The 23643-nt window shown below is 42.7% G+C and carries 14 protein-coding genes; 8 read left to right on the forward strand and 6 right to left on the reverse strand.

Annotation, left to right across the window (positions count from 1 at the left end):
* Nucleotides 1–79: 79 nt before the first annotated feature.
* Nucleotides 80–1027: a PorP/SprF family type IX secretion system membrane protein gene (locus H6571_01975; GenBank protein ID MCB9322484.1), complete on the reverse strand. Its 948-nt coding sequence runs from the start codon at nucleotides 1025–1027 to the stop codon at nucleotides 80–82.
* 727 nt (nucleotides 1028–1754) lie between these two features.
* Here H6571_01975 and H6571_01980 point away from each other — a divergent pair.
* From H6571_01980 to H6571_01995, 4 genes are all read left to right on the forward strand, one after another.
* Nucleotides 1755–3242 (forward strand): hypothetical protein, encoded by a 1488-nt coding sequence (locus H6571_01980; protein MCB9322485.1) that lies wholly within the window; start codon nucleotides 1755–1757, stop codon nucleotides 3240–3242.
* An 8-nt stretch (nucleotides 3243–3250) separates the two neighbouring features.
* Nucleotides 3251–4696, forward strand: coding sequence for a LysM peptidoglycan-binding domain-containing protein (locus tag H6571_01985; protein MCB9322486.1), 1446 nt, complete (start codon nucleotides 3251–3253; stop codon nucleotides 4694–4696).
* Nucleotides 4683–6407: an MBOAT family protein gene (locus H6571_01990; GenBank protein ID MCB9322487.1), complete on the forward strand. Its 1725-nt coding sequence runs from the start codon at nucleotides 4683–4685 to the stop codon at nucleotides 6405–6407. The genes H6571_01985 and H6571_01990 overlap by 14 nt, the downstream gene beginning before the upstream one ends.
* Nucleotides 6408–6534: 127 nt before the next feature.
* Nucleotides 6535–7167, forward strand: a complete 633-nt coding sequence (locus H6571_01995; GenBank protein ID MCB9322488.1) for a DUF502 domain-containing protein — start codon at nucleotides 6535–6537, stop codon at nucleotides 7165–7167.
* Nucleotides 7168–7389: 222 nt separating this feature from the next.
* Here the strand turns inward: H6571_01995 and H6571_02000 are convergent, their stop codons facing one another.
* Nucleotides 7390–8595, reverse strand: coding sequence for a septal ring lytic transglycosylase RlpA family protein (locus H6571_02000; GenBank protein ID MCB9322489.1), 1206 nt, complete (start codon nucleotides 8593–8595; stop codon nucleotides 7390–7392).
* A gap of 327 nt (nucleotides 8596–8922) precedes the next feature.
* On the opposite strand from H6571_02000, the gene mnmA reads away from it, so the two are divergent.
* The 4 genes from mnmA to H6571_02020 all read left to right on the forward strand — a co-directional run bounded on the left by mnmA (nucleotide 8923) and on the right by H6571_02020 (nucleotide 19073).
* On the forward strand, nucleotides 8923–10020 hold the full coding sequence (mnmA, locus tag H6571_02005; protein ID MCB9322490.1) for a tRNA 2-thiouridine(34) synthase MnmA: 1098 nt from the start codon (nucleotides 8923–8925) through the stop codon (nucleotides 10018–10020).
* A 25-nt stretch (nucleotides 10021–10045) separates the two neighbouring features.
* Nucleotides 10046–10816 carry a hypothetical protein gene (locus H6571_02010; protein ID MCB9322491.1) on the forward strand — a complete coding sequence of 257 codons (771 nt, stop codon included), beginning with the start codon at nucleotides 10046–10048 and terminating at the stop codon, nucleotides 10814–10816.
* A gap of 337 nt (nucleotides 10817–11153) precedes the next feature.
* Nucleotides 11154–18617 carry a choice-of-anchor L domain-containing protein gene (locus tag H6571_02015; GenBank protein ID MCB9322492.1) on the forward strand — a complete coding sequence of 2488 codons (7464 nt, stop codon included), beginning with the start codon at nucleotides 11154–11156 and terminating at the stop codon, nucleotides 18615–18617.
* Between the two features lie 33 nt (nucleotides 18618–18650).
* Nucleotides 18651–19073 (forward strand): nuclear transport factor 2 family protein, encoded by a 423-nt coding sequence (locus tag H6571_02020; GenBank protein ID MCB9322493.1) that lies wholly within the window; start codon nucleotides 18651–18653, stop codon nucleotides 19071–19073.
* Between the two features lie 10 nt (nucleotides 19074–19083).
* Here the strand turns inward: H6571_02020 and H6571_02025 are convergent, their stop codons facing one another.
* From H6571_02025 to H6571_02040, 4 genes are all read right to left on the reverse strand, one after another.
* Nucleotides 19084–21012, reverse strand: coding sequence for an ABC-F family ATP-binding cassette domain-containing protein (locus H6571_02025; GenBank protein MCB9322494.1), 1929 nt, complete (start codon nucleotides 21010–21012; stop codon nucleotides 19084–19086).
* A 146-nt stretch (nucleotides 21013–21158) separates the two neighbouring features.
* Nucleotides 21159–22208, reverse strand: coding sequence for a sensor histidine kinase (locus H6571_02030; GenBank protein ID MCB9322495.1), 1050 nt, complete (start codon nucleotides 22206–22208; stop codon nucleotides 21159–21161).
* Nucleotide 22209: 1 nt separating this feature from the next.
* Nucleotides 22210–22896: a response regulator transcription factor gene (locus tag H6571_02035; GenBank protein MCB9322496.1), complete on the reverse strand. Its 687-nt coding sequence runs from the start codon at nucleotides 22894–22896 to the stop codon at nucleotides 22210–22212.
* 190 nt (nucleotides 22897–23086) lie between these two features.
* Nucleotides 23087–23590 (reverse strand): hypothetical protein, encoded by a 504-nt coding sequence (locus tag H6571_02040; GenBank protein MCB9322497.1) that lies wholly within the window; start codon nucleotides 23588–23590, stop codon nucleotides 23087–23089.
* Nucleotides 23591–23643: the final 53 nt, after the last annotated feature.

Genomic DNA, 23643 nt, shown 5'->3' on the forward strand with positions numbered 1-23643 from the left:
TTCTTAGTTTGGGATATCTTAGTTTTTGAAACATGGGAAAGGAGATGTTTAGGTAATAAGGTATAGGTAATTATTTCAATTATCTTTCGAAAGAAATAGACAAATTTAACTCATGAGTACTTCCCACAAAGGGGCCGAAAGGACTGAATGAATAATCATAACCATAACCGAATTTGATTAAGTTATCAAACCCAACATTATCCCCGAGATCAAATCCTAAATCAAGGTGAAAGTTCTTTGCGGTGGAGACTCCTGAACCCACCCAAATGCTGCCGGGCAATTTCACCCTAAGGTTGAAGTCAGCATTGACAGGTGCATTAGGAGTATATTTTAACCAAATGGAAGGTTCTATGAAATTTTCTTCGTCGCGTAAAAATTTATAAAGCCCAACGTGACCATAAAAGTGCTGCACTCTTTTTACACTAAATTCTCCATTCTCATCCGAAAAAGCCAGATCAAGTCCGAGAATTTGAGGTACGGAAATTCCTCCATAGAGCATATTTCCATCGCCTACCACCTGATAAGCAAATACGCCTACTCCGACATCGGGATGTAATTGAGAATAACTCTGTGTACCCAACACATCACCCTGATCATGTAAAATGATTTCGCTGGCATCTATTTTGTATTGAACGAGCCCTCCACTCAATGCCAGAGCAATACCACTATATTCAGGATCGGGACTAATCACGGCTCCTACACGGCCGTAAACCCCTGTTACTCCGGTAGGTCCGGTAACATCACTGATAATGTGCCCCCCTACCAAAAATGAGGCGCCGCTTGATTTTGAATTGACAAAAGAGCCTCTCAGCACCCTTGTCCTCGGTCCGCCGCTGATTCCTGTCCACTGACTCCTGATGGAAACACCAAAGGTCATATTTTGGGCAGAAGCCAGAAAATCACTTTCCATGGAAGCCGGATTGATTAAGGTCGCATTTTCCCGGTACTGGGTAAAAAGAGGAAGCTGTTGTGCACGGATAGAAAGTGCAATAAACATAAATAAGGGAAGTAGAAAAAGTCTTTTCATGGGACATGTTTTTGAGATAGCAAAGTTATAAAAACAAAGATTCTTCAATAACGATAAGGTGTTTTTCTTTTTGTTATCGAGAAGAAATTTTAACTAACTTACATTTCAGCCAGCCCTTATTTTTTTCCCTTTATCTGGTACCAGAACCGGGATAACTCTAAGGCCGGATAAAAAATTTATTCATGATTTCAAAAGGCCAGATTTGAGGTTCAAATGATGATCTGTATAAGTGTTCGCCAAAAGTATTTCAAAAATGCGCCCAAAATTAGGAGTTTGGCGCTTTAAATTTCTAATTCTGAGAATTTATTTTGTCATCTTTTCAATTTAATTTAGGGAGTGGTAGCATAAATAGGGAATATGGGGACAATTACCACGAATTTGGTGCAGGCCCATTCGGAAAAAATAAAACGCAACCTTCTTTCTTTTATCTTTTTTCGCTGGATTTTCTCATTTATTGGCGTGAATATTTTTTTATAACCGCTTTACAACCAACGTATTACTTATTTAACATATTGATGTTGTTTTAATATTAAAACATGATATAGAGTAAATTTTTTGCCGGAGACAAAAAGTCATGCATCGCACAGGACACATCGTGTAAATTCAAAATGAGGCAGCATTTTTTGAAGCAGGAGAGTTCATTTTTTAACAAAAAAATAAAAGCAGGGAATACGTGATTAATGTTTTCAAGTAATTATCTTCGCCCTAGTTTAAACACCTACCCGGGATGCAGAGAGACGCCATGAGAAGTGCTTTTTTTATCATTATATCAGCTGGATTACTCGTCCTTTTATACCCGTTGATGCATGAGAAATCATCTTTTCTTTCCGACCATTTTCGTACTTATCATTTTTTGGACAAGTATCTCCCGATAAAACCGATTCCTTTTTCTGATACCATCACTACAGATACTATTCCCTTGATTTTGGAAGAGGAACCAGAAGAAGTAAAATATTCAGGCACCCATTTTTTATCTGATTTTTTCAATGATCTGGCACAAAATAACACGCAAATAAGAATTGCCTATTATGGTGATTCGGCCATTGAGGGAGATCTCATCAGTCAAACGGTAAGAGACAGTCTTCAAAGGCAATTTGGTGGAAATGGAGTAGGTTTTGTACCATTGGTTTCACATTTAAACGGTTTCCGAAGGAGTGTAAATCTTCATTTTTCAGACGACTGGGCAATGATCAAAATGAACAAGACGGCTCCTGAAGGAATTTATTTCGGTTATTTGGGTTCAGCATTCACCTGTAAAAATGTTTTTACTGAAGAAAACAGCATTGGATCAGAAGAACCGGTTTTGAATACGGCTGACACAATAAGTCTGGATTCAGATGTCCCGATTGTTATTGATGCTCCTCTTGTGACTCCTGTAGAAAAACCTGCTCACGAAGGGATTTATTCGGCGAGGTTTTCCGCATCAAAAAGGTTCCCCGGAACCAGTGTTTTCACTACTTCGCGATTGTTTTACAGCGCTCCTTTGAGCGATGAGTCTCCTTATGGAAAAGTGAAGGTAAAAGTAGGCGAAGACATTAAAGAAATTGACCTTGCCGGAACAGAAATGGTCAATGATGTAAATCTTTATCCCGGAGCCTGCAGAAGGATTGAATTAGATTTTGACAGCATTTGTAATCAATTGATCTTTGGGGTCAGTTTTGAAAGCAAGAGGGGAGTGATTCTTGACAATCTGCCCCTGCGCGGTAATTCAGGAGTCTGGCTCAACAGGATTCAAACCGATATCATGCAAAGTTTTCAAAAGACATTAGATGTAGATCTGGTCATTTTGCAATTTGGATTGAATGTCCTCAATACGGAAATGACAGACTATAGTTGGTATGAAACTGAGATGAACCAGGTGATCAGGCATGTAAAAAGGGGATTCCCGGGGGCAAGTATTTTAGTTGTCGGCCCTGCGGACAAGGCGGTTCGTCTAAACGAAAAAATGCAGACAGACCCAAGCATTAATTTGATAACCAATGTTTTAAGGTCTGTTTCCGAAAAAAACGAGGTTGCCTTTTTTAGCTTTTTTGAAGCTATGGGTGGATCAGGGAGTATGGTTAAATGGGTAGAAGAAAGCCATCCGAAACTAGCCAACTCCGATTATACACATTTTAATTTTGAAGGCGCAGAAAAAGCAGGAGATTTTTTGTTGGATTTTTTGCTGGGAGCTTTCGATGATTATTTAACCGAACAGCAGCGATCTGAAAATTAGCGCCAAAAATGAGTAATATCCGAATCCATATTTTTATCTTCATATCTATTCTTACATTTTCCAATGCCCAGGCATCAGGAAAAATACAACAGGATTCTATTCCTGTTCCGTATGACCAATTCACATTTTTGAAAGCTGAATCAAATGTAATCACCAACCCGCAATTCCTGGACGCATTTTATGCCAAACTGGCCGCACTTGAAAGAGGGGAGATCGAGCAGGTTCGTATTGTTCATATTGGAGATTCTCATGTGCAGGCAGATTTCTGGACCGGTCAGCTGCGCAAATTGTTCCAGGAAAGATTCGGTTATGGTGGGAGAGGGTTGGTATTTCCTTTTACCCTAGCTGAATCTCATAACCCTGCCGACGTTCATACCACTTCAAATGCTACGTGGGAATATCGCCGTAATATCTACAAAGACGGCCCGCCACTGGGTATTGCCGGAGCGAGCATTGCCACCCAAAATCCTGAATTTTTCATAGAATTGACATTAGGGGATTCATTGAGTGTGGAGAAATTCAACAAGGTTACCCTTTTCAACAGCAAAGGCCCCACTGTGTTTGATTTCACTCTTGGACAAGGAGATGTTAGCCAGGTTGATGTAAAAAAAATTCCCACAAAAAGACAATATCATCGGGTTCGCTCCGGGGAAACATTGTCCCATCTTGCAAGTCGTTATGGCTGTAGCGTAAGTAGTATCAAGCGTTGGAACGGACTTCGTTCCTCTCGCATCAATGTCGGGCAGAAGCTTATCGTAAGTAAACCCATTTATCTGAAAAATCAGGCACCGGAGTTTAAACGATTTGCATACCTGGCCAATACGGAATATCCTGATTCGATTTTTTCTGCCACCCTTTTTCTCGATGGCCCTGCAAACCAGCTGGTCATTAAGGGGGAAAGGCAATCCCCGACACAACATGAGATCGTTTTTTACGGGGTTTCCCTTGAAAATACATTAAATCCGGGCATAATCTATCATTCCATTGGGGTAAATGGGGCAACTTTTTACCACTATAACAATGCCTCAGGTTTTTTTAATCAGGCCGCAATGTTGGAGGCCGACCTGGTTCTGGTTTCGTTAGGCACCAATGAGTCCGTGGGCTCCGGACTGACCTCAGAGAATTTTTCCACTGAAGCCAATACATTTTTTAACAATATTCATAAGAAATTCCCTGAAGCCTCTGTTTTAATCACCACAAATCCTGCAGTATTGAAAAAGAAACAGGAAAATAATCCTGGCAATGATATCGTCAAAAATGCACTTGCCAAATTAGCAGCGGATCATGGATATGCCATTTGGGATCTTCAGGAAGTTATGGGCGGCTCCATAAAACCCTGGCAAAATGTTTCATTGGCTCAACAGGATGGAGTGCATTTTACCCGGCAAGGGTATGAATTACTGGCGAACCTATTGTTCAATGCAATAATGAGAAATTATGATGCGGGAAATTAACTGGCAAGCCATATGGTCCCTACTGGATTATAAGCCGACTAGTCCTTTGCTTTTTAATTCTGCTGATTTTTTCCTGTTGTTCTCCGCTTTTTTCGCGGTTTACCTTCTGCTCAGAAGCAAAACAAACCTGCGTATTGTTTTTACCCTTGCTTTTTCTCTATATTTCTATTATTTATCCAGTGGATTTTTCTTCTTTTTGCTCATTTTTTCCACCCTCGCCGATTTTGTTTTAGGACACTTCATCTATAATGCCCGGTCTACAACGGGCAGCAAATTTTTTCTTGGGCTAAGCATCGCCATTAATCTGGGCTTACTGGGCTATTTTAAATACACTAATTTTCTGATCGACCTGACCAATGGTATTACCGGATTAGACCTTTCCTTTAAAAAAATTTTCCTTCCGGTTGGTATATCCTTTTATACCTTCCAGACCATGAGTTACAGTATTGATGTTTATCGAAAAAAACTCGTGCCACTCACCAATTATGTCAACGACCTGAAAAGTCTGTTTCAACGGCTGAATGATTTCGCATTTTTTGTCAGTTTCTTTCCTCAACTTGTGGCGGGACCAATCGTCAGGGCAGCGGATTTTATTCCCCAGATCAGGAAAACCCCTACTTTAAATAAGCAGCAATTGGGACAGGCACTGCTGCTTATTTCAGGAGGATTATTTAAGAAAGCAGTCATTTCTGATTATATCAGCGTTAATTTTGTGGACCGTGTTTTTGAGGCTCCTGCTTTGTATTCAGGTTTTGAAAACCTCATGGCCGTTTATGGGTATGCTATCCAGATATACTGCGATTTTTCAGGATATTCGGATATGGCCATCGGGTTGGCCCTGATTTTGGGTTTCCATCTCCCTGAAAACTTCCGAAAACCGTACCAAGCGCATTCCATTCGAAATTTTTGGCAACGTTGGCATATTTCCTTATCGACGTGGCTCCGGGATTATTTATACATAGGTCTGGGCGGAAACAGGAAGGGCAAATGGCGCACTTATGGCAACCTTATGATCACCATGTTATTGGGGGGCCTTTGGCATGGTGCTGGCTGGGTATTCGTTGTTTGGGGAGGATTACATGGTTTTGCGCTAGCCGCCGACCGGCTCATGGAGGGAGCGAAAAAGGGTTTTTCGAATCCGGCTGTCCGGGCTTTACTGATTTTACTGGCCGTCCATATTATGGGTGAATGTGTAATTTTGGCAAAATTTTACGGCAAGGAGCCCGAAGTTTTCAGGTCGCTCACCCAGGGCAATTTAACCCTGGCCATCCTTTGGCTATTCATTTTTGGCTTGTTTCATGGACTTTCATTGTTGGGAAAACAACCGGAGTTTCGGCTGCGTTTTCAAAAAGTGGCCGCAAGGATTTTTGTTTTTCATTTTGTGGCACTGGCCTGGATTTTTTTCAGATCCGGCGCTTTAAACAATCCTCTGTCCCCCCTGGAAACCACCAGTCAGGTTCTCGGCCAGATACTGGCTTCTTTTGACCCTGGATTGATCCGGGATATTTCCAGGGGATATGCGATGGTGTTCAGTTTTATCATGCTGGGATTTATCCTGCATTTTCTTCCCGAACGCCTTGATAAAAAGGTCTTAAGCTTTTATGAACGAGCTCCAGTGGTATTACACATCATTACTCTTACAATCATGATTTGGGCCGCCATCCAGGCAGCCGGTTCAGAAGTGGTTCCTTTTATATATTTTCAATTCTAGGGATATCAAATGAAAATAAAAAATATCTGACAGGAAGTTACCTTTAAGACAACCTAATTGCACTTTTTTTCGTTTCAAGGTTAATATGAGAAGGAAAATAATAAAAGGAAAAATCTTCCTAAAAAGATTGCAAAAATTTTTTGTCACAACCGTCATCGGGGGCATTTTCGTATTGCTTCCTTTTGGCTTATTGGTTTGGATCGTCAAGATTTTTTTTAAAGCCATAAGCAATTTAATATCTCCTTTAACTCAAATATTTAAATTTCCTCCAACCATTCACCTTTGGGTAGTGGATCTGGTTGCTTTTGGCCTCGTGATTGGTTTGTTTTTTTTCATCGGTTTATTTGTCAGAACAACCTTTGGGCATCGACTTTTTAATTTTGTTGAAGAAAATTGGCTGAGGAAATTACCTATCTATGGAACACTCCGGGATGCTATCTCTACTTTTACCACACGTGACAAAACCCCTTTCAGGCAGGTAGTTTTAGTGGATGTATTCAGCAATCCGACCCGCATGACGGGGTTTGTTACAGATGAACTAGAGTCGAGCGGATATGTGACAGTCTTTGTTCCCACCGGGCCGAATCCTACTAATGGTTTTATCTTCCATGTAAAAAAAGACCAATTGGAATACCTGGATATCAAACCAGAGGATGCCATGCGCACCATTATAGGGGTAGGAGTGGGGTCAGATATTTTATTTGAACCCGGGGCAAAGAAGGATTCAGAACCTAAGGCCAAGGAGCTAATACAAAATTGATCCGTTTAAACAAAAAACATGAGACATCCCGGCATTTCAAAAACTGCCTAAACTAGATATTCTATGATTGTTTGAAGTGTTTTTTAAATGTAAAACCTTGCCCGCAGACGCAGGAAGGCAGGTTTTGCAGTTTAACTCTTTACATAAAAGAAAAATCCCGAATTTCATCTAATCAGATAAAATTCGGGATGAGTTATGTTTTAGGTAAACCTGCAATAGTTATTATTCAGTCAATTTCACTACGAACCCATTCATTTTGTGTTTTTTCTTCAGGCTGGCCTGGTAAACTTTTGCCGACGCTTCATCCGCCATTGGGCCGAGGATCACTTTACATCCATCCGCTTCGACTTTTACCAACACGTCCTTGAACCACTTTGCTTTTAAAATATCTACCTGTCTTAATGCGGCGTCAAAACTTTCAAGAGAAGCCACCTGTACTCCATAATCCCCGGGAGTAGGAGATTCCAGGATAACACTTTTTGCAGAAGCTACTGTTGGTTCACCGCTTTTTACGGTGGTGGTTGATTCAACAGGCAAATCAACTACAAAACCTTTCATCTTATATTTTTTGGCAAGACTTTCCTGGTAGGCTTTAGCGGAATCCTCTCCGTCGAAAGGCCCCAACATTACTTTATAGGAAATGCCTTCCCCCTTAGCTTCAGTCAGGAGAATTAATTTATCAAAAGACTTTTCCTTGAGCAAAGTCAACTGCCTCATAGCATTTTCATACTCGCTAAAGGAAGCCACCTGAACCCCGTATTGTTGTACAGATCCGGGTAAAGAAACCTGGTACACTCCCTTTTCAACAGCTTTTTGAACAATAGCTGTTTCTGTGATCAGCAAAAACCCAAAAGTCTCGGCAGCCTGAGGATCTTTGGTCGTTTTAACCTCTGCTTTGGCTTCCGTTTTGGCTACAATTGCAGTTGCTTTTTCTTTTACAGGATCTTGAGTTGACTTCGGCTCAGATTTTGCATCGAATTCATCAGGACGAACCGTTTCAGTCACTATTTTTGTGGTAACCGCCTTGGCATCGGAAGTATTGACGGTGTTTTCGTCATTGGTCGTTTCACTACCGACTACTTCAACTTTAACCTCAGCAACTCCATCCTGAATCAGGCCTATTTTTTCAGCTGCTGCATAAGACAAATCAACGACCCTGCCTTTGACAAACGGTCCTTTGTCAATCACTTTTACGACAACCGACTTTTTGTTATCGATCCTGGTGACCTTCAACTTGGTGCCGTATTTATGCCTTTTGTGGGCACAGGTAAATTCGTTCCGGTCATAAGTGTCTCCGTAGGAGGTTTTACTCCCCTGAAACTTATCACCGTAATAGGAGGCAAGTCCCAATTCTTCCGATTGAGCAAAACTGCTAAAAGTGATCATCGAAAAAAGGACTACTAACGAAAAACTCAATATTTTATTCATGTTAGGTTAAATTTTTGCAGCAATTGAAAACATAAATCAGATAATTTACCAATTTTTTTGGCATGAATCTTCAGTTGTTTTTTCTACTGCATTAATTTTAGAGTATGCGAATGAACAGAAAATTGCATCATTTTGAGTAGAAAAAAAAATCTATTCTCAAAAAAGTACAATAACCTAACGTCAAAGATATCCATAATATTTAATTAGCACAATGATTTTACAAAAACTGTTTAGAGGTAAATGCGTTTACTTTTGTGCAGCTTTATTTTCAGGGAACTAACCTTAACAAGTTTTAGTTTTCTTAATTTTGCCTTGAAAAATATTTTTATGAGTAAACACGGGAAAGTTTTGGTGGCCATGAGTGGCGGAATTGATAGCACGGTCACGGCAATGTTGTTGCATGAAGAAGGTTATGAAGTGGTGGGCATCACGATGAAAACCTGGGATTATGCCAATTCAGGGGGGACGAAAAAAGAAACGGGTTGCTGTAGTCTTGATTCCATCAATGATGCAAGGGAAGTTGCTGTAAATATGGGCTTCCACCATTTTATCATTGACATACGAGACGAATTCGGCAACTACGTGATTGATAATTTTATCGAGGAATATATGGCGGGCCGCACCCCGAATCCTTGTGTTCTCTGCAATACACATATCAAGTGGACCGCCTTGCTAAAAAGAGCCGACGCACTTGACTGTGAATATATTGCCACAGGACATTATGCCAGGATCAATGAGTTGAATGGACGGAAATATATTTCCAAGGCCAAAGACCTTAACAAAGACCAGTCTTATGTTTTGTGGGGTCTTGATCAGGGATGTCTTCATCGGAGTAAATTTCCCCTGGGCGGCATGACCAAACCTGAAGTACGTCAATTAGCTGCAGATCTTGGGTATCAGGAGCTTTCCCAAAAACCGGAAAGTTTCGAAATTTGTTTTGTTCCTGATAATGATTACCGCTCCTTTTTAACCAGGAATGTGGATGGCCTTGAAGAAAAAGTGGCAGGCGGAGTGTTTGTCAATACCCAGGGGGAAGTATTGGGCACACACAGGGGGTATCCGTTTTTTACGGTAGGTCAGAGAAAAGGGCTTGGCATTGCCATGGGAAAACCCGTGTACGTTACGGAAATAAGGCCTGAAACCAATACCGTTGTTTTGGGAGATATGGATGATCTCATCCGCAATGGCATGCGTGTTTACAAACTCAATCATATGAAATACCCGCAAATTCCTGACGGCATAGAAGTCGTTTCCAGGATTCGTCACGGAAACGAAGGCACCCTTAGCCGGCTGAATGTGGATGGTGATGAACTGGGAGTTGAATTTTATGCGAATGTAAGAGGAGTGGCTCCCGGACAGTCTGCTGTTTTTTATGAAGGGGATGATGTGGTAGGCGGCGGAATCATACGAACGAGTATCATGTAATTAGTTCCATCCAAAATTTCCTGAAATGCTCAAAACAATAACCTTAATCTTCGGCGTATTTCTTGCACTTTTCTTTATTGCCTGCGATGGCAACAAGATTGAGAATCCTCAGGACAAAGGCTATGATTATTTTCCATTGGAAATTGGAAGGTCAATGGTTTACCAGGTTGATTCTGTCATTTTTGATCCCGAAATAGGAGGAATCAACCGAAAAGAGATCAGCCTGCAGGTCAAGGAAACAGTGGTTGATACCTTCAGGGATGAAACCAATATACTCCTCTACAAAACAGAGCGGTATGAACGCCCGGATGAAAACCATGAATGGCAGATAAAATCCGTATTTGCCAAAGGAACGGATGAGGATCAGGCCGTTTATATCAGTGATAATTTGAGATTTATTAAATTCATCTTTCCTCCGAGAGAATATAAACATTGGGATGGGAATGTTCATTTTGATGAATTCCTTACCGTGGAAGTCGCTGGCGAACCCGTTCAGATTTTCAAAAGCTGGGCTTACGAAATGACGGAGGTGGCTAAACCTCTTGTTCAGGATCCTTTCCAATTTGATGAAGTAACCACCGTAGTCAATGCCGACAATGAAAATATCATTGAATACCGGTACGTGGTAGAAAAATATGCCCGTGGCATCGGTCTGGTATATCGCGAAATGAAAATACTGGACACTCAATGCGAAGCCTGCTGTAATAATGATATAAATTATTGTGAATCAATACCCTGGGAAGAAAAGGCTGAGGCTGGGTTTATCCTCACTCAAAGGCTTATTGAATACCGCTAATGCCCGGCATACTTTGTATTCATTCTGAATATTGAGCCATATCCTAAATTTATTCTACTATTTTTCTAATATAAGAAATTTTCCCTCTATATTTACCAAGGTATAAAAGGAAAGCTAACCTAATATTGTTTAAACTAAAATCTCGGGGAATTTTTTCCTTTCAGCGTTTAAACAATTTTCCAAAGTGTTTTTATGATTTAGATTTGCCCTGGTGCAATGAATCCTCGGATTCAATTCCCTTATTAATCATATTTCACCCCCTCTGAACCGTGGTAAAAACGAACATCAAATTTGGCCATGTAACAGTTATTTTGGATATCTGAAATTTCAAAACACAATGAAAAAATTACTTTACACACTACTCTCTTTTATTTTATTAAGTAATGTGCTTTCAGCACAAGGGGATAACAGCGTATTTATTACCAATGATGTCAACCAAAGGGTTACAGCCAGTTATTCCGGAAATAATAATTACGTTTCATTGTGCAATTTAGTCCCGGGTGAACAATATAAGGTAATCATCAGCTCCGAATTGGACGAGGGATGTAATTACAGAATAAGTTTACCGGGCTCCGGTCAAAGACCTGAAGCCATGGTTTTTTTTACGGCTAATTCTGTATGTGAAGGATTAACCATCATTGCAGATTGTCTCACTGTGAAAACTAAAACTTTCCAGTTAAGTGTTTCAAAAATGGAAAAGAAAGACAGGAATAAGCCTGTTGAAAAAGAAATACTCTCCACAATTTTAACTTCCCAAAACAGTGATGCTACCAGTCTTGTCCAAAATGTATTTATCGGAGGAGATTGTTTTGAAGTGACCGGAGTTACCTACAGTGGTTCTTCGGGGCAATTGGGCTCATTTTCAAATGGCCTGTCTTCCATCAATATTGACCAGGGGGTTATCATTTCTACCGGGGCAATAGGCAATGCTTCGGGTCCGAATAATTTCCCCAATGCGACAACCGGCTATTTTGTTTCTGGAACGGACAGTGACCTGGATGCCATTAGCGGCGGTGGCGCTTTATACGATATTGCAAAAATAGAATTCGACTTTACTCCAACGGAAGATCAGATTTCTTTTGAATATGCTTTTGCTTCTGATGAATATTGTGAATTTGCGGGTACTCAATACAACGATGTATTTGGTTTTTTTATCAGTGGCCCGGGAATTAACGGCCCATACTCTAATAATTCCGACAATATTGCTATCGTACCCGGTACTGGAGACAACGTGGCCATCAACTCGGTAAATCACTATACCAATATTCCATATTATCGCGATAATTCCATCACAGAAGCCTGTGCCAGTGGATTCCCGGTGGCTCCCAATGATATAGAATTTGACGGTTTTACGACCGTACTAACCGCCATAGCCAATGTAATCCCCTGTGAAACTTATCATATTAAGCTGATCATTGGAGATCGGGGAGATGATATTTACGATTCGGCAGTATTTCTTAAGGCCAACAGTTTCGGGGGAGAACCCGAAGCCAATGTCACCTCTGAAATTTCCGGAAATGCAGCCAGCGATATTGCCGGTTATGAAGGATGCAGTGATGCCGTAATTACTTTTACAAGAGTTGGGAATGACTTAAGTAATCCTGTTGTCATCAATTATGTGCTTTCCAACCAAAGTACCGCGACCCCCGGGGTGGATTATGAGCCCTTGCCGGCAAGTATTGTCATTCCTGCCGGTCAGGTCAGTGTTTCGATTTCCATTGAGATATACCTGGATCTGATCGCGGAAGGGATGGAAACCATTTTTATCGAGTTACAGCAGGCTTGTAGCTGTCAGGCTTCATTGGTGGAGATCCAAATATTCGATTCCCCTCCTCTAGAAGTAACGCTGCCCGATATCGAAGTTTGCGCAGGACAGCCCACTACCATTACTCCTGTTGTCAGTGGGGGAATCCCTCCCTACACTTATTTATGGAGCGATGGAAGCACTTCGGAATCTATTGAAGTCCAGGTGGATGATCCTACTTCTTTTTCGGTTTCTGTCTCTGATGATTGCCATACGGCTGAAGCGACCTTTTTTAATGTTACTCCCACCACCGCATCGGCAACACTTAGTGGAAACGGCCAAATTTGCGGAGGCAATTCTTCTGTTACCTTGAGTGTGGATCTTACAGGAATTGGCCCATGGGATATTACCTATGCCGTCGATGGAGTGCCCACCACAGTCAATAACATAAATAGTTCTCCCTATACATTTGAAGGGACTGTCGCAGGAAACTATGAGCTTATTTCGGTAGTCAGTGCAGGCGGTTGCCCAGTACAAATTTCAGGACAAGCCAGCATTTCCGAGAATTCATATACAGCCAACCTGAGTGGAGGAGGGGAGATTTGCGGAGGATCCAATTCCGTCGACCTAAGTATCAACCTTTCGGGCAGTGGTCCCTGGAATATTACTTATGCTGTCAATGGAGCACCGACTACGGTGACCAATGTGACAAGTAGTCCTTATATTTTCAATGGTACCGAATCAGGCACTTATTCATTGATCTCAGTAGAAAGCGCTGATGGATGCCCCGTTGATGTGTCGGGCCAGGCCACTATTACAGAGGTGGTAAATACGGCTACCTTGAGTGGCCAGGGACAGGTTTGCGGAGGAAGCAGTTCCGTTGATCTGAGCGTAGCCCTGCCGGGTTCCGGGCCATGGCATGTAACCTATGCCGTAAATGGTGATGAAACTACTGTTTTTGATGTCACCTCCAATCCTTTTATTTTCCAGGGCACTCAAGCCGGAACATACAGCCTTGTTTCAGTCGAGAGCGCTGATGGATGCCCAATCCAGGTAACCGGCCAAAGTGAAATTACAGCATTCCAGATAAATGTTTCGCCTACGGTAGAACAGGTGAATTGTTTTGGAGAAAGCACCGGAAGCATTCAATTGAGTGCACAAGGAGGGACTGCACCTTATTTGTACGATTGGGGCTTGGGGGCATTTAATCAATCCACGATAAACAACCTTCCTGCGGGTGCCTATTTTATTACTGTTTATGATTCCTTTGGCTGTGCCGGAGAAATATCCGTTCAGATTTCAGAACCCGCCGAACTGCTAGCTCAGGTTACCAATGTCATAGATGTAGATTGTCTGAATATGGGAGGCAGCATCTCCCTGACCGCTTCAGGAGGAAGTGGTTCTTATAGCTATTATTGGGCGGGAGGACAAAACGGCCAAAACCAAAGCAACCTTGATCCCGGGAATTATACCATTACCGTTTCAGATGCTGAAGGTTGCCAGACTACTGTTGATGCCACCGTAGCGGATCTGATTGATTACCCGGTTGCCGAGGCCCAGGCAAGTGTAATCAATTGTTATTCAGATGTTTCCAATATCAGCGCTGAAGGCTCCGCCACCCAAAACGTTTATTATGAATGGTTTGCTCCAAGCGGCGCCTCATTGCCGGAGACAGGATTAAACATTAATGTAACCGATCCAGGAACATATACTCTAGTTGTAACCAATACGCTTAATTATTGTGCCACTCCAATCCAGGTTGAGGTCATTGCGGATACCCAGGCTCCGATAGTTGATGCTGGTACCAGTGATCTTCTGGATTGTACCACAACAAGTATTTGGCTGGAAGGATCAGTAGACAATGCAACTCCAGAGTTTTTATACCAGTGGAGTACGCCGGACGGAAACATTCTACAAGGGGATGATACCCCCATGACTCAAGTGAATGCACCGGGCATCTATAATTTCAGCGTTTTTAATCCTCAAAATGGCTGTATTGGTGAGGATGATGTATTGGTACAGCAAGATCTTGATTTACCGGAAGTGGTAATCCAAAATCCTCCGGTCCTTACTTGTGATGATCCTGAGATTACTTTAACTTCCACGGGAACCATGAGTGGACCGGGCATCACTTATGAATGGGTCACGACTGGCGGGAATATTATCGGGACTAATAACAATGAGGAAGTAGTCCTTGACCAGGCTGGATTTTACCAGCTTGTTGTGACCAATGCCAATAATGGCTGTATCAATTCCATGGAAGTTTTTGTTCCCATCGACACCATTGCTCCGGTGGCGAATGCAGGGGAAGACATGGAACTCGATTGCCTGGGCACCTCATTGTTCCTAAACGGAAACGGTTCCAGTGTCGGAGCCAATTATGCCTATCAGTGGAGCACTCTAAACGGAGCCTTGATTTCCGGGCAACAAAGTTTGTCGCCTGAAACCGACGCCGCAGGAACTTATACGCTTCTTGTGACCAATACGGAAAATGGATGCACGGCCACAGACCAGAACCAGGTTTTTAACAGCAATGGAGCCCTCACCCTTTCGGCGGAAGTGAATGATGTGTTGAATTGCTACCATTCGTCAGTACAAGTGAGTGGCTCTATTACGGAAGTAAATTCCAATTATTCAGCCTTGTGGACCAGTCCTGCTGGTAATCCTATCGTAAATCCGGGAAACCTGAATATACAGGCGAGCGCACCTGGCGTGTACCTCTTACAGGTGGTAAACACCGATAACGGTTGTGTTTCGAATGCGGGAATTGAAGTCTTCCAGGACATAGCGGCTCCCTTGGCTGATGCGGGACCAGATCAGATCATCAATTGTTTTAATCCTTCGGCTACTCTGGATGCTTCAAATGCTGATTCAGGGCCGGGATTTTCCATCCAGTGGATCAATCCGGACGGAAGTACATCAGCCAATTCAAATGGCGTTTTGCTGGAAACAGCATTGTCAGGTATATTTACCCTCGAAGTTTTAAATGTGGAGAATGGCTGTATGAGCACGGATGAGGTGGTCGTACAGCCTGATTTTGCCCAACCTACTGCGTTAGCTGGGCAAAATATGGTACTCAATTGCGCCGTAACCAGCGTCGAACTCAGTGGCTTGGCTACCGCTGGAGGTGATGGATTTGAATTTGAATGGATTGATAATCAAACCAATACGGTACTCTCCAACACTTCTCTTGATTATAGCATCGAAGATCCGGGAATCTATATTCTTTCTGTTTTAAATACGGACAATGGTTGTGCAGCCTCCGATTCGGTTGAGGTAGTGCTTGACATAATACCGCCCGTGGCTGCTGCCGGAGTTAACGGCGTCCTTAATTGTATGAACGCTAGTGTAAACCTGCTAAGCAGCGCTTCATCCCAGGGACCGGAAATTAGCTATCAATGGACAAGCCTTGATCAGAATATGAATATTTCCAGTGCCGCTTCCCCTTCGGTGGATCTTCCTGGAAACTACCAATTAATTGTAACGGATACCGACAATCATTGTGTAGATACAGCTTTGGTGCAGGTTGCCCAGGATTTGGAAATGCCGGTTGCTACCATCGCCCAACCAGAGGAGATCACCTGTGAACAACTCGTCGTTTCTCTTAATGGTACAGGATCCAGCATCGGGAACCAATTTCAATACAACTGGACCCTCCCTGATGGAAGTACCTCCACCCAGGCCACAGGACCCAATTTCACCGCTTCCAATGTTGGAATATTCACCCTTGAAGTGCTCAATACCATCAATGGATGTGCAGCACAGTCTAGTGTGGAAGTCATCAGTCAGGACGAGTTACCCACTGCAGAAGCTGGCCCGACTCAACTATTAAACTGTTACACCTCAGAGGTTACCCTGAATCCTTCTGGTTCTTCTACAGGTGGCAACTACAGTTATCAATGGCAACAGCAGGGTGGGGGACAAATCAGCCAGTCAACCGCTCTTCAATCCATTTCGGTTGATGCTCCGGGCATTTACGAGTTTGTGGTCACAGATACAAGTACCGGGTGTGCTTCAGCGGATGCTGTAGTGGTCAATATCAATGTTACGCCTCCTGCCGCCAATGCCGGTCCGGAAATGACCTTAACCTGCGAGGAAACCAGCCTAAATTTGGACGGGAGTCAAAGCAGTACAGGAAATATGTCTTACCAGTGGAGTACAACTAACGGCGTCATTGTCTCGGGGCAGAATCTTCCTGCGCCCCTGATTGCTGCCCCTGGGATTTATAACCTCTCTGTAACGAATCTTACCAATGGCTGTCAGGCTTCTGACCAGGTGACCGTAAATATTGATACGATCCATCCAGAAATAGGCATTCTTCCGGCAAGCTTATTGACCTGCGCCGTCACAAGCGTAACCCTCCAGGGCACCAGCGACGGGAGTTACATTTATCAATGGCTGAATGAGAATAACCAGCCATTAGGCACCGGAAATGCAATTGCTGTTCAGGCGCCGGGCAGTTACCAATTTGTGGCGACGGACACGAATAACGGATGTCAGAGCGCCACCTCTGTGGAAGTAGATCAAAATATAACGCCCCCTGTTGCGGAGGCGGGCGGAGGAGGAACCCTGACTTGTGCAACTACCAGTTTAGCACTCAATGGTTCACTCAGCAGTGCTAATAGCTCCTATCAGTGGATGACTAATGGAGGATTTATTCAATCGGGAGCAACCGGCCTGACGCCTGTGGTCACCTTGCCGGGGACCTATATCATCCATGTTACCGATAACTTCAACGGCTGTGAAGCCTGGGATGAGGTTACCATCAGTCAGGATATTGAAATCCCCATAGCAGCGGCGGCCAACAATGGCTTGCTGACTTGTACCAATACTACTGTTACCCTTTTCGGAACCAGTAATCCTGGAATTCCACTTGAATATGAATGGCAATATGCCAACGGACAAACATTCGTTACGGGCAGCCCGAATACTACTGTAACCAGTCCGGGAACCTACCAGTTTTTCGTTTACAATCCTGAAAATGGATGTGAGAACAGTGCCACCGTTGCCGTTCAACAGGATATTACCATACCGGTTGCCGAGGCCGGAGTGGCCGACGATCTCACTTGTTTGGTAACCAGCCTCGCGTTAGATGGAAGCGTGCTTTCAGGGGGTGGAAATTACAGTTATGATTGGTCGGGCCCTACCGGTGGTATTATTGCCAATATGAATACTCCTAATCCAATTGTCCAGATGCCGGGGATTTATACTCTTTTGGTGACCAATGTACAGAACGGTTGCACCGATACGGATGTGGTCGAAGTGGACCTTATTGCTCCAACAGGGATTGAAGTGACTTTAGAGCAACCGCTTTGCCATGGGGATCCTGCATTTTTGGAAATAGAAACCATTGAGGGTGGGGCAGAGCCTTATATTTACTCGATAAACGGGGGGGCTTCTTTTGTGCAAAACAGTAATTTCACGCTGCTTTCGCCAGGATGGCACCTGGTCGTGGTGCAGGATGCCAACGGATGTGAATTTGCACAGGGCGTACAGGTTGAGGATGTTCCTGTTCTGGAAATTGAACTAGATCCGCTGGCAACCATAAAACTGGGAGAGAGTTACCAGATCAATGCCAGCGTCAATTTTCCGGTGAATCAGCTTTCTTCCATAAGCTGGGCCCCAGCAGAGAGCCTTAGTTGCGATGATTGTCTAAATCCGCTGGCTGCTCCCTTCAGAACCACTGATTACCATCTTGAAGTCGTCAATGAAAACGGATGCAGGGATGATGCCTGGCTTCGTTTAATCGTGGATGAACGTCCGAACATCTATATCCCGAATGTTTTCTCGCCCAATGAAGATGGCACCAACGAGATTTTTTACATTTACGCCAAGGAAAACACCATTAAAATTATTAATTCACTCCAGATTTATACGAGATGGGGAGAATTGGTGTTTGAAGTGTACGATTTCCCACCCAATGATCCGCAATATGGATGGGATGGTTTTTTCCGGGGAGTTCCTATGAATTCAGGAGTTTTCGTATATTGGACTGAGGTTGAATTGATCAATGGTCAGCCCATTATTTTAAAAGGCGATGTGACCATTATCAGATAATATGACATTTTTTAACCCGGAAATCTGTTCAGAATGTCCAAAAAAGTTGAAATTCAGGAGACGATCTCTGGTTTTATGAATAGCTTCGATTTGAAAGACTGGGGGCGGATGAAGGAAGTTTTAGCAGACAGTTTGTTCGTCGATTACAGTGATCTTCGGGAAGAAGAAGCCGGAGAGATCAGTGCGGATGATTATATCGGGAAGCGGATTGCTCTTCATGACAAATTACGACTCCATCATCTCATCACCAATTTTGAGGTAGTGGTGGGCGGCCGATCCGCTTCCGTTTTGGCAAGTTGTGTTATTTACAGGAATTCGGGCCTCCAGTCTTTCAATACCCATGCCCTGTATGAATTCGGATTGATACTAGACGATGGGGAAAAATGGAAGATCAGTCGGATCAAACAGGTAGTGCTATGGAATGAGGGCGACCTTAAAATTGATTGGCAATATTAGAAGAAGCGGGTTATTCTCCCGCTTCTTCTAATGCTGAAGAAGCCTGTTCCCATTCGTGCATAACCTGCTCCAGATCCTTTTTCTTTTGCTGGTAAGCTTCCATTTTTTTGGAGGCATCGGGAGTGGTGTAAAATTCAGGCGTTTCCATCAATTGTTCTACCTCAGCAATTTCCTCCTCCAGTTTTTCTATTTTTTTCTCTGCATTGGAAACCGCACGCATCAGCTTTTTTCGATCTTCATAAGAAATTTGCCTGGATGGAGCAGGAAATTCCTCCCGGATGATTTCAGGCTTAATTACCTTGCCGGACAATTCAACTTCACGCATACTGTCCATGGAACGTTTTTCCAGGAAATAATTGACATCCCCAAGATGGGTAAATAGTTTATGATCCCTGAATTCTACGGTTTTATCCGTCAGGCCTCCAAGAAATTCCCTGTCGTGCGAAACGACGATCAGCGTTCCGTCATAATCCATCAGGGCTTTTTTCAATATATCTTTTGAAATGATGTCCAGGTGATTGGTCGGCTCATCCAGCACCAGTAGGTTAAAAGGTTTGAGCAGCAGGCAGGCCATGGCCAACCGGGCACGCTCCCCGCCGGAAAGTACGCTTATCTTTTTATCCACATCTTCCCCACTAAACATAAAAGCCCCTAAAATACTCCTCAGTTTGGTGCGCAACTCAGCAGGAGAATGTTGCTCCATGGTATCGAGTACTGTCGAAGTCTGATGGAGGGTATCTGATTGATCCTGAGCATAATATCCTATCTGAACATTGTGCCCGAGTTTTATATCTCCCGAGGTGGCTGAAATATTATTGATCAGGATTTTAGCCAGGGTGGTTTTTCCCTGTCCGTTTTGGCCGACAAAGGCCACCCTTTCCCCTCTGAGAACCTGCAGGTCCACTTCTCTAAGTACTTCAAGGCTGCCATAAGTTTTAGAGATCCGTTTTCCGTCAATAACGACTTCCCCGGATCTGGGAGCGGGAGGAAATCGTAGGCTCATTCCGGCTGTATCAAAGGAATCTACTTCGATACGATCAATTTTGTCCAGTTGCTTTTTCATGGATTGAGCCATCTTTGTCTTATTGGCTTTGGCCATGAACCGGTTAATGGTTTTTTCTTTTTGGGCAATAACACGTTGCTGGTTAACGAAGGCCGCCTGTTGTTTTTCCTGCCTTTCTTCCCGAAGTTTGATAAACTGGGAATAAGACGCTTTGTAGTCAAATGCTTTGCCCAGTTCTATCTCTACGGTGCGTTTGGTAATATTGTCGAGGAATTGTTTATCGTGCGAAATGATGACTACAGCACCGGGGTAATTGGCCAAAAACTGTTCCAGCCAAATAATGGATTCGATATCCAGGTGATTGGTCGGCTCATCCAGCAACAGAAAGTCCGGCCTTTTGAGCAGCATTTTTGCCAGCTCGATCCTCATTTGCCACCCCCCACTGAATTCATCAGTAAGGCGACCGAAATCTTTTTGACCAAACCCTAAACCATACAACACTTTTTCTGTGTCGGCCTGCATGGAATCGCCGCCCATGACGTGAAAACGTTCGTTGATATCTGCAAATTTATCGAGCAGGTCGTGGTAGGATTTACTTTCATAATCTTCACGCTCGGCAATTTCATCATGTAAAACTGTAATTTCCTTTTGCAGCTTTTTAACTTGATCAAAGGCCGTCATCGTCTCTTCGATCACGGTTTTGCCCTTTGGTAAATACATTTCCTGGTGAAGAAACCCTAGAGTCCCTTGTCCACCAATAGTCACCTTGCCATCGTCGGGGGTTCGTTCCCCTGCGATTATTTTCAACAAAGTAGATTTCCCGGCACCATTTCTTCCGGTCAATCCTAATTTATCCCCGGGCATTATGCTTAAATTGATGTAATCCAGCAAAATCCGGTCCCCGTATTTAACGAAAATATCTGTAAGTGAAATCATATGTTAAATCCTTGCGCAGCTGTCAAATTTCTGCGAAGATAAGGAACTTGGGAAAATGATAAATTTTAAATGATAAATTTTAAATTTAAATTCCTGCAAAGGACATTTCAGAAAGCAATAATAAAACTACTGCATAAAAAGAGTATCTATATTTTATCCAGGGTAAATCCAAAAGTAGATCCTACCCCAGGCGTACTTCTGACATTAATGCTTTGTTTGTGAGCCTCAATGATGTGTTTTACAATAGCCAGGCCCAGGCCGGAGCCTCCCTGTTTGCGAGACCGGCTTTTATCCACCCGGTAAAAACGGTCAAAAAGAAAAGGAATATGGCTGGCAGGAATACCGATTCCTTTATCGGAAACCTCAATCAGCAACCGTTTGTCCATATCATAAAAACTTACCAGTGTCTGGCCGTTCTCGTCGCTGTATTTGATGGAATTTCCAATCAGGTTCATCAAGACCTGACGGATATTTTCCTTATCGGCTTTCACTTTTGCATGCTGAATATTTCCTTCTTTAAATCCCAATCTGATGTTTTTCTGAGCCGCCTTAAATTCGAGATCTTCAAACACCTCTTCGGTTAGGGCTTTGATATCAAATACTTCAACATCCAGGTTCATGGCCTCTGATTCAAAACGTGAGATGGCACTCAGATCCTCGATAATCGTTTGAAGACGTTCCACATTTTTAATGGCTTTCCTTAAATAAGCCTTATTGATTTTTTGATCATAAAGACCGCCCTCGAGCAGGGTATGGAGATATCCTTGTATATTAAAAACCGGCGTTTTGAGTTCATGAGAAATATCCCCGATATATTTTCTTCGGTAATCTGCCCAGGATCTGTATTTCTCCATCTCTCTGTGCTGATTCTGCGCCCATACTTCAACCTCCTTTTCGACTTGTTCGAGAATATTTTCCTGGACGTTTATCCTCAGTTTGGGTTGCTGATCGGCAACTTTCTGACGGTGAATATTTTTATAAATAAGTTTGATTTTCCTGTAAATATATTTTTTCAGGAAATAGATGATTGCAAAATAGGAGGTGACATAAACGAGTAGTGGCAAACCTATAAAGATAAACAAAATATGTGCCTTAGGTTCGACATAGACCGCAATAAAATAGGAAATGGCTGCTATGATAGCAATCGGGAAAGAAGCAAAAAACGCAATTTGTTGGGGGGTCGGATTTTTCAGCATATTAAAAATCAAATTTATATCCGATACCCTTTAATGTTTTGATGTATTTGGAACCAATCTTTTCCCTTAGCTTTCGGATATGTACATCAATAGTCCTGTTGCCTACAATAACATCTGATCCCCAAACTTTGTTGAATATTTCATCCCTGGTAAAAACCTTTCCCGGTTTTGACATTAAAAGGGACAACAGATCAAATTCTTTTTTTGCGAGTTCAATGATTTTATCTCCTTTGTAAACGCAAATTTTATCTTTATCCACAATAAGGTTCCCCACCTCGATAATATTTCTTTCCTGTTCCTCCGATTCATTCTTGCCGGATCGTCTCAATAAAGCCTTGATCCTGCTAATGAAAACTCTTGGCTTCAGGGGTTTGGTGATGTAATCATCCCCGCCAACCTCAAGCGCCGCAATCTGGCTGTAGTCTTCTTCTCTTGCCGTTAAAAAAGCGATCAGCGTTTCATCAAATTCGCGATTCTCCCTTAACTGTCGGCATAATTCAACCCCATCCATCCCGGGCATCATAATATCCAGGATGATCAGATCAGGTTTGGTTTTTATGGCCTTTTCAAGCCCTTCCTTTCCGTCAGAGGCCGAAACAACCTCATAACCCTCTTTTTCCAGATTGTAGGTCAAAAATTCTAAAATATCCGGTTCATCATCAACAATGAGTATCTTGGTTTCTCGCATTACGACTTTTTTTTGAAGACAAACTTTTGGAAATAATTATAAACTGCAAATTAACGGGAATAGATCGGTAAAACAGGAACGCCTGCTAAAAATTTAATATTGAATTAACTCTTGATTAATGTATCCTTCATTTCTGTCAAAAAATATCATTCCAAGACGTAAATTTAGTGGATTAACCCGAAATAACCGATCAAAATACCACCGCAATACCAAAGGAGTTTTCCGACAACCTGAGTTGCAGTCCTGTGTGGGAAGCTCCGTTTTTTTTCAATATTTCTGTGTTGTAGATAAACACCGCCTCTCTTTTGAGCCTGGCATGAAAAATCTGGAAGAGCATTCCGGCACCCAAAAATACTCCGCCAGACTTTATTAATTTAGGGCTCAGGTTGTTATTCTCATTGATTGTGGAGAGCCCGCTAATCATCAGTAGTCCACCAAATCCATAAGAAGCTGCGGTGAGATGGTCCAGCATGATAGCATTTTGGATTTTGATTTCTGCCTGAGGCACTTCATGCATAAGCCACTCCAAAACCGAAGTGTTTAATTTCCTTCCGTTTATATAAAAAAAACTTCCAAAAAGTTCCTTCCTGACAAAAATGGTATCCTGGTTTTTGTTCTCCCTGGTTTGTTGGCCTTCAAGGGATGGGGCACACAGGGTGATTATTGCTATAAAAACCGGTATTTTCAAAAACATTTTTCTTGCGTTTTTTGGAATGATTAGGTCCGGGTTATTCAATTTCCTGCCAA

Source organism: Lewinellaceae bacterium, from assembly GCA_020636105.1.
In the GTDB taxonomy this organism is placed as follows: domain Bacteria; phylum Bacteroidota; class Bacteroidia; order Chitinophagales; family Saprospiraceae; genus BCD1.

Bases quoted from the DNA above. Each gene is read 5' to 3' on its own strand.
- H6571_01975 (MCB9322484.1), bottom strand. From the start codon at position 1,027: ATGAAAAGACTTTTTCTACTTCCCTTATTTATGTTTATTGCACTTTCT.
- H6571_01980 (MCB9322485.1), top strand. From the start codon at position 1,755: ATGCAGAGAGACGCCATGAGAAGTGCTTTTTTTATCATTATATCAGCT.
- H6571_01985 (MCB9322486.1), top strand. From the start codon at position 3,251: ATGAGTAATATCCGAATCCATATTTTTATCTTCATATCTATTCTTACA.
- H6571_01990 (MCB9322487.1), top strand. From the start codon at position 4,683: ATGCGGGAAATTAACTGGCAAGCCATATGGTCCCTACTGGATTATAAG.
- H6571_02000 (MCB9322489.1), bottom strand. From the start codon at position 8,595: ATGAATAAAATATTGAGTTTTTCGTTAGTAGTCCTTTTTTCGATGATC.
- mnmA (MCB9322490.1), top strand. From the start codon at position 8,923: ATGAGTAAACACGGGAAAGTTTTGGTGGCCATGAGTGGCGGAATTGAT.
- H6571_02010 (MCB9322491.1), top strand. From the start codon at position 10,046: ATGCTCAAAACAATAACCTTAATCTTCGGCGTATTTCTTGCACTTTTC.
- H6571_02015 (MCB9322492.1), top strand. From the start codon at position 11,154: ATGAAAAAATTACTTTACACACTACTCTCTTTTATTTTATTAAGTAAT.
- H6571_02020 (MCB9322493.1), top strand. From the start codon at position 18,651: ATGTCCAAAAAAGTTGAAATTCAGGAGACGATCTCTGGTTTTATGAAT.
- H6571_02025 (MCB9322494.1), bottom strand. From the start codon at position 21,012: ATGATTTCACTTACAGATATTTTCGTTAAATACGGGGACCGGATTTTG.
- H6571_02030 (MCB9322495.1), bottom strand. From the start codon at position 22,208: ATGCTGAAAAATCCGACCCCCCAACAAATTGCGTTTTTTGCTTCTTTC.
- H6571_02035 (MCB9322496.1), bottom strand. From the start codon at position 22,896: ATGCGAGAAACCAAGATACTCATTGTTGATGATGAACCGGATATTTTA.
- H6571_02040 (MCB9322497.1), bottom strand. From the start codon at position 23,590: ATGTTTTTGAAAATACCGGTTTTTATAGCAATAATCACCCTGTGTGCC.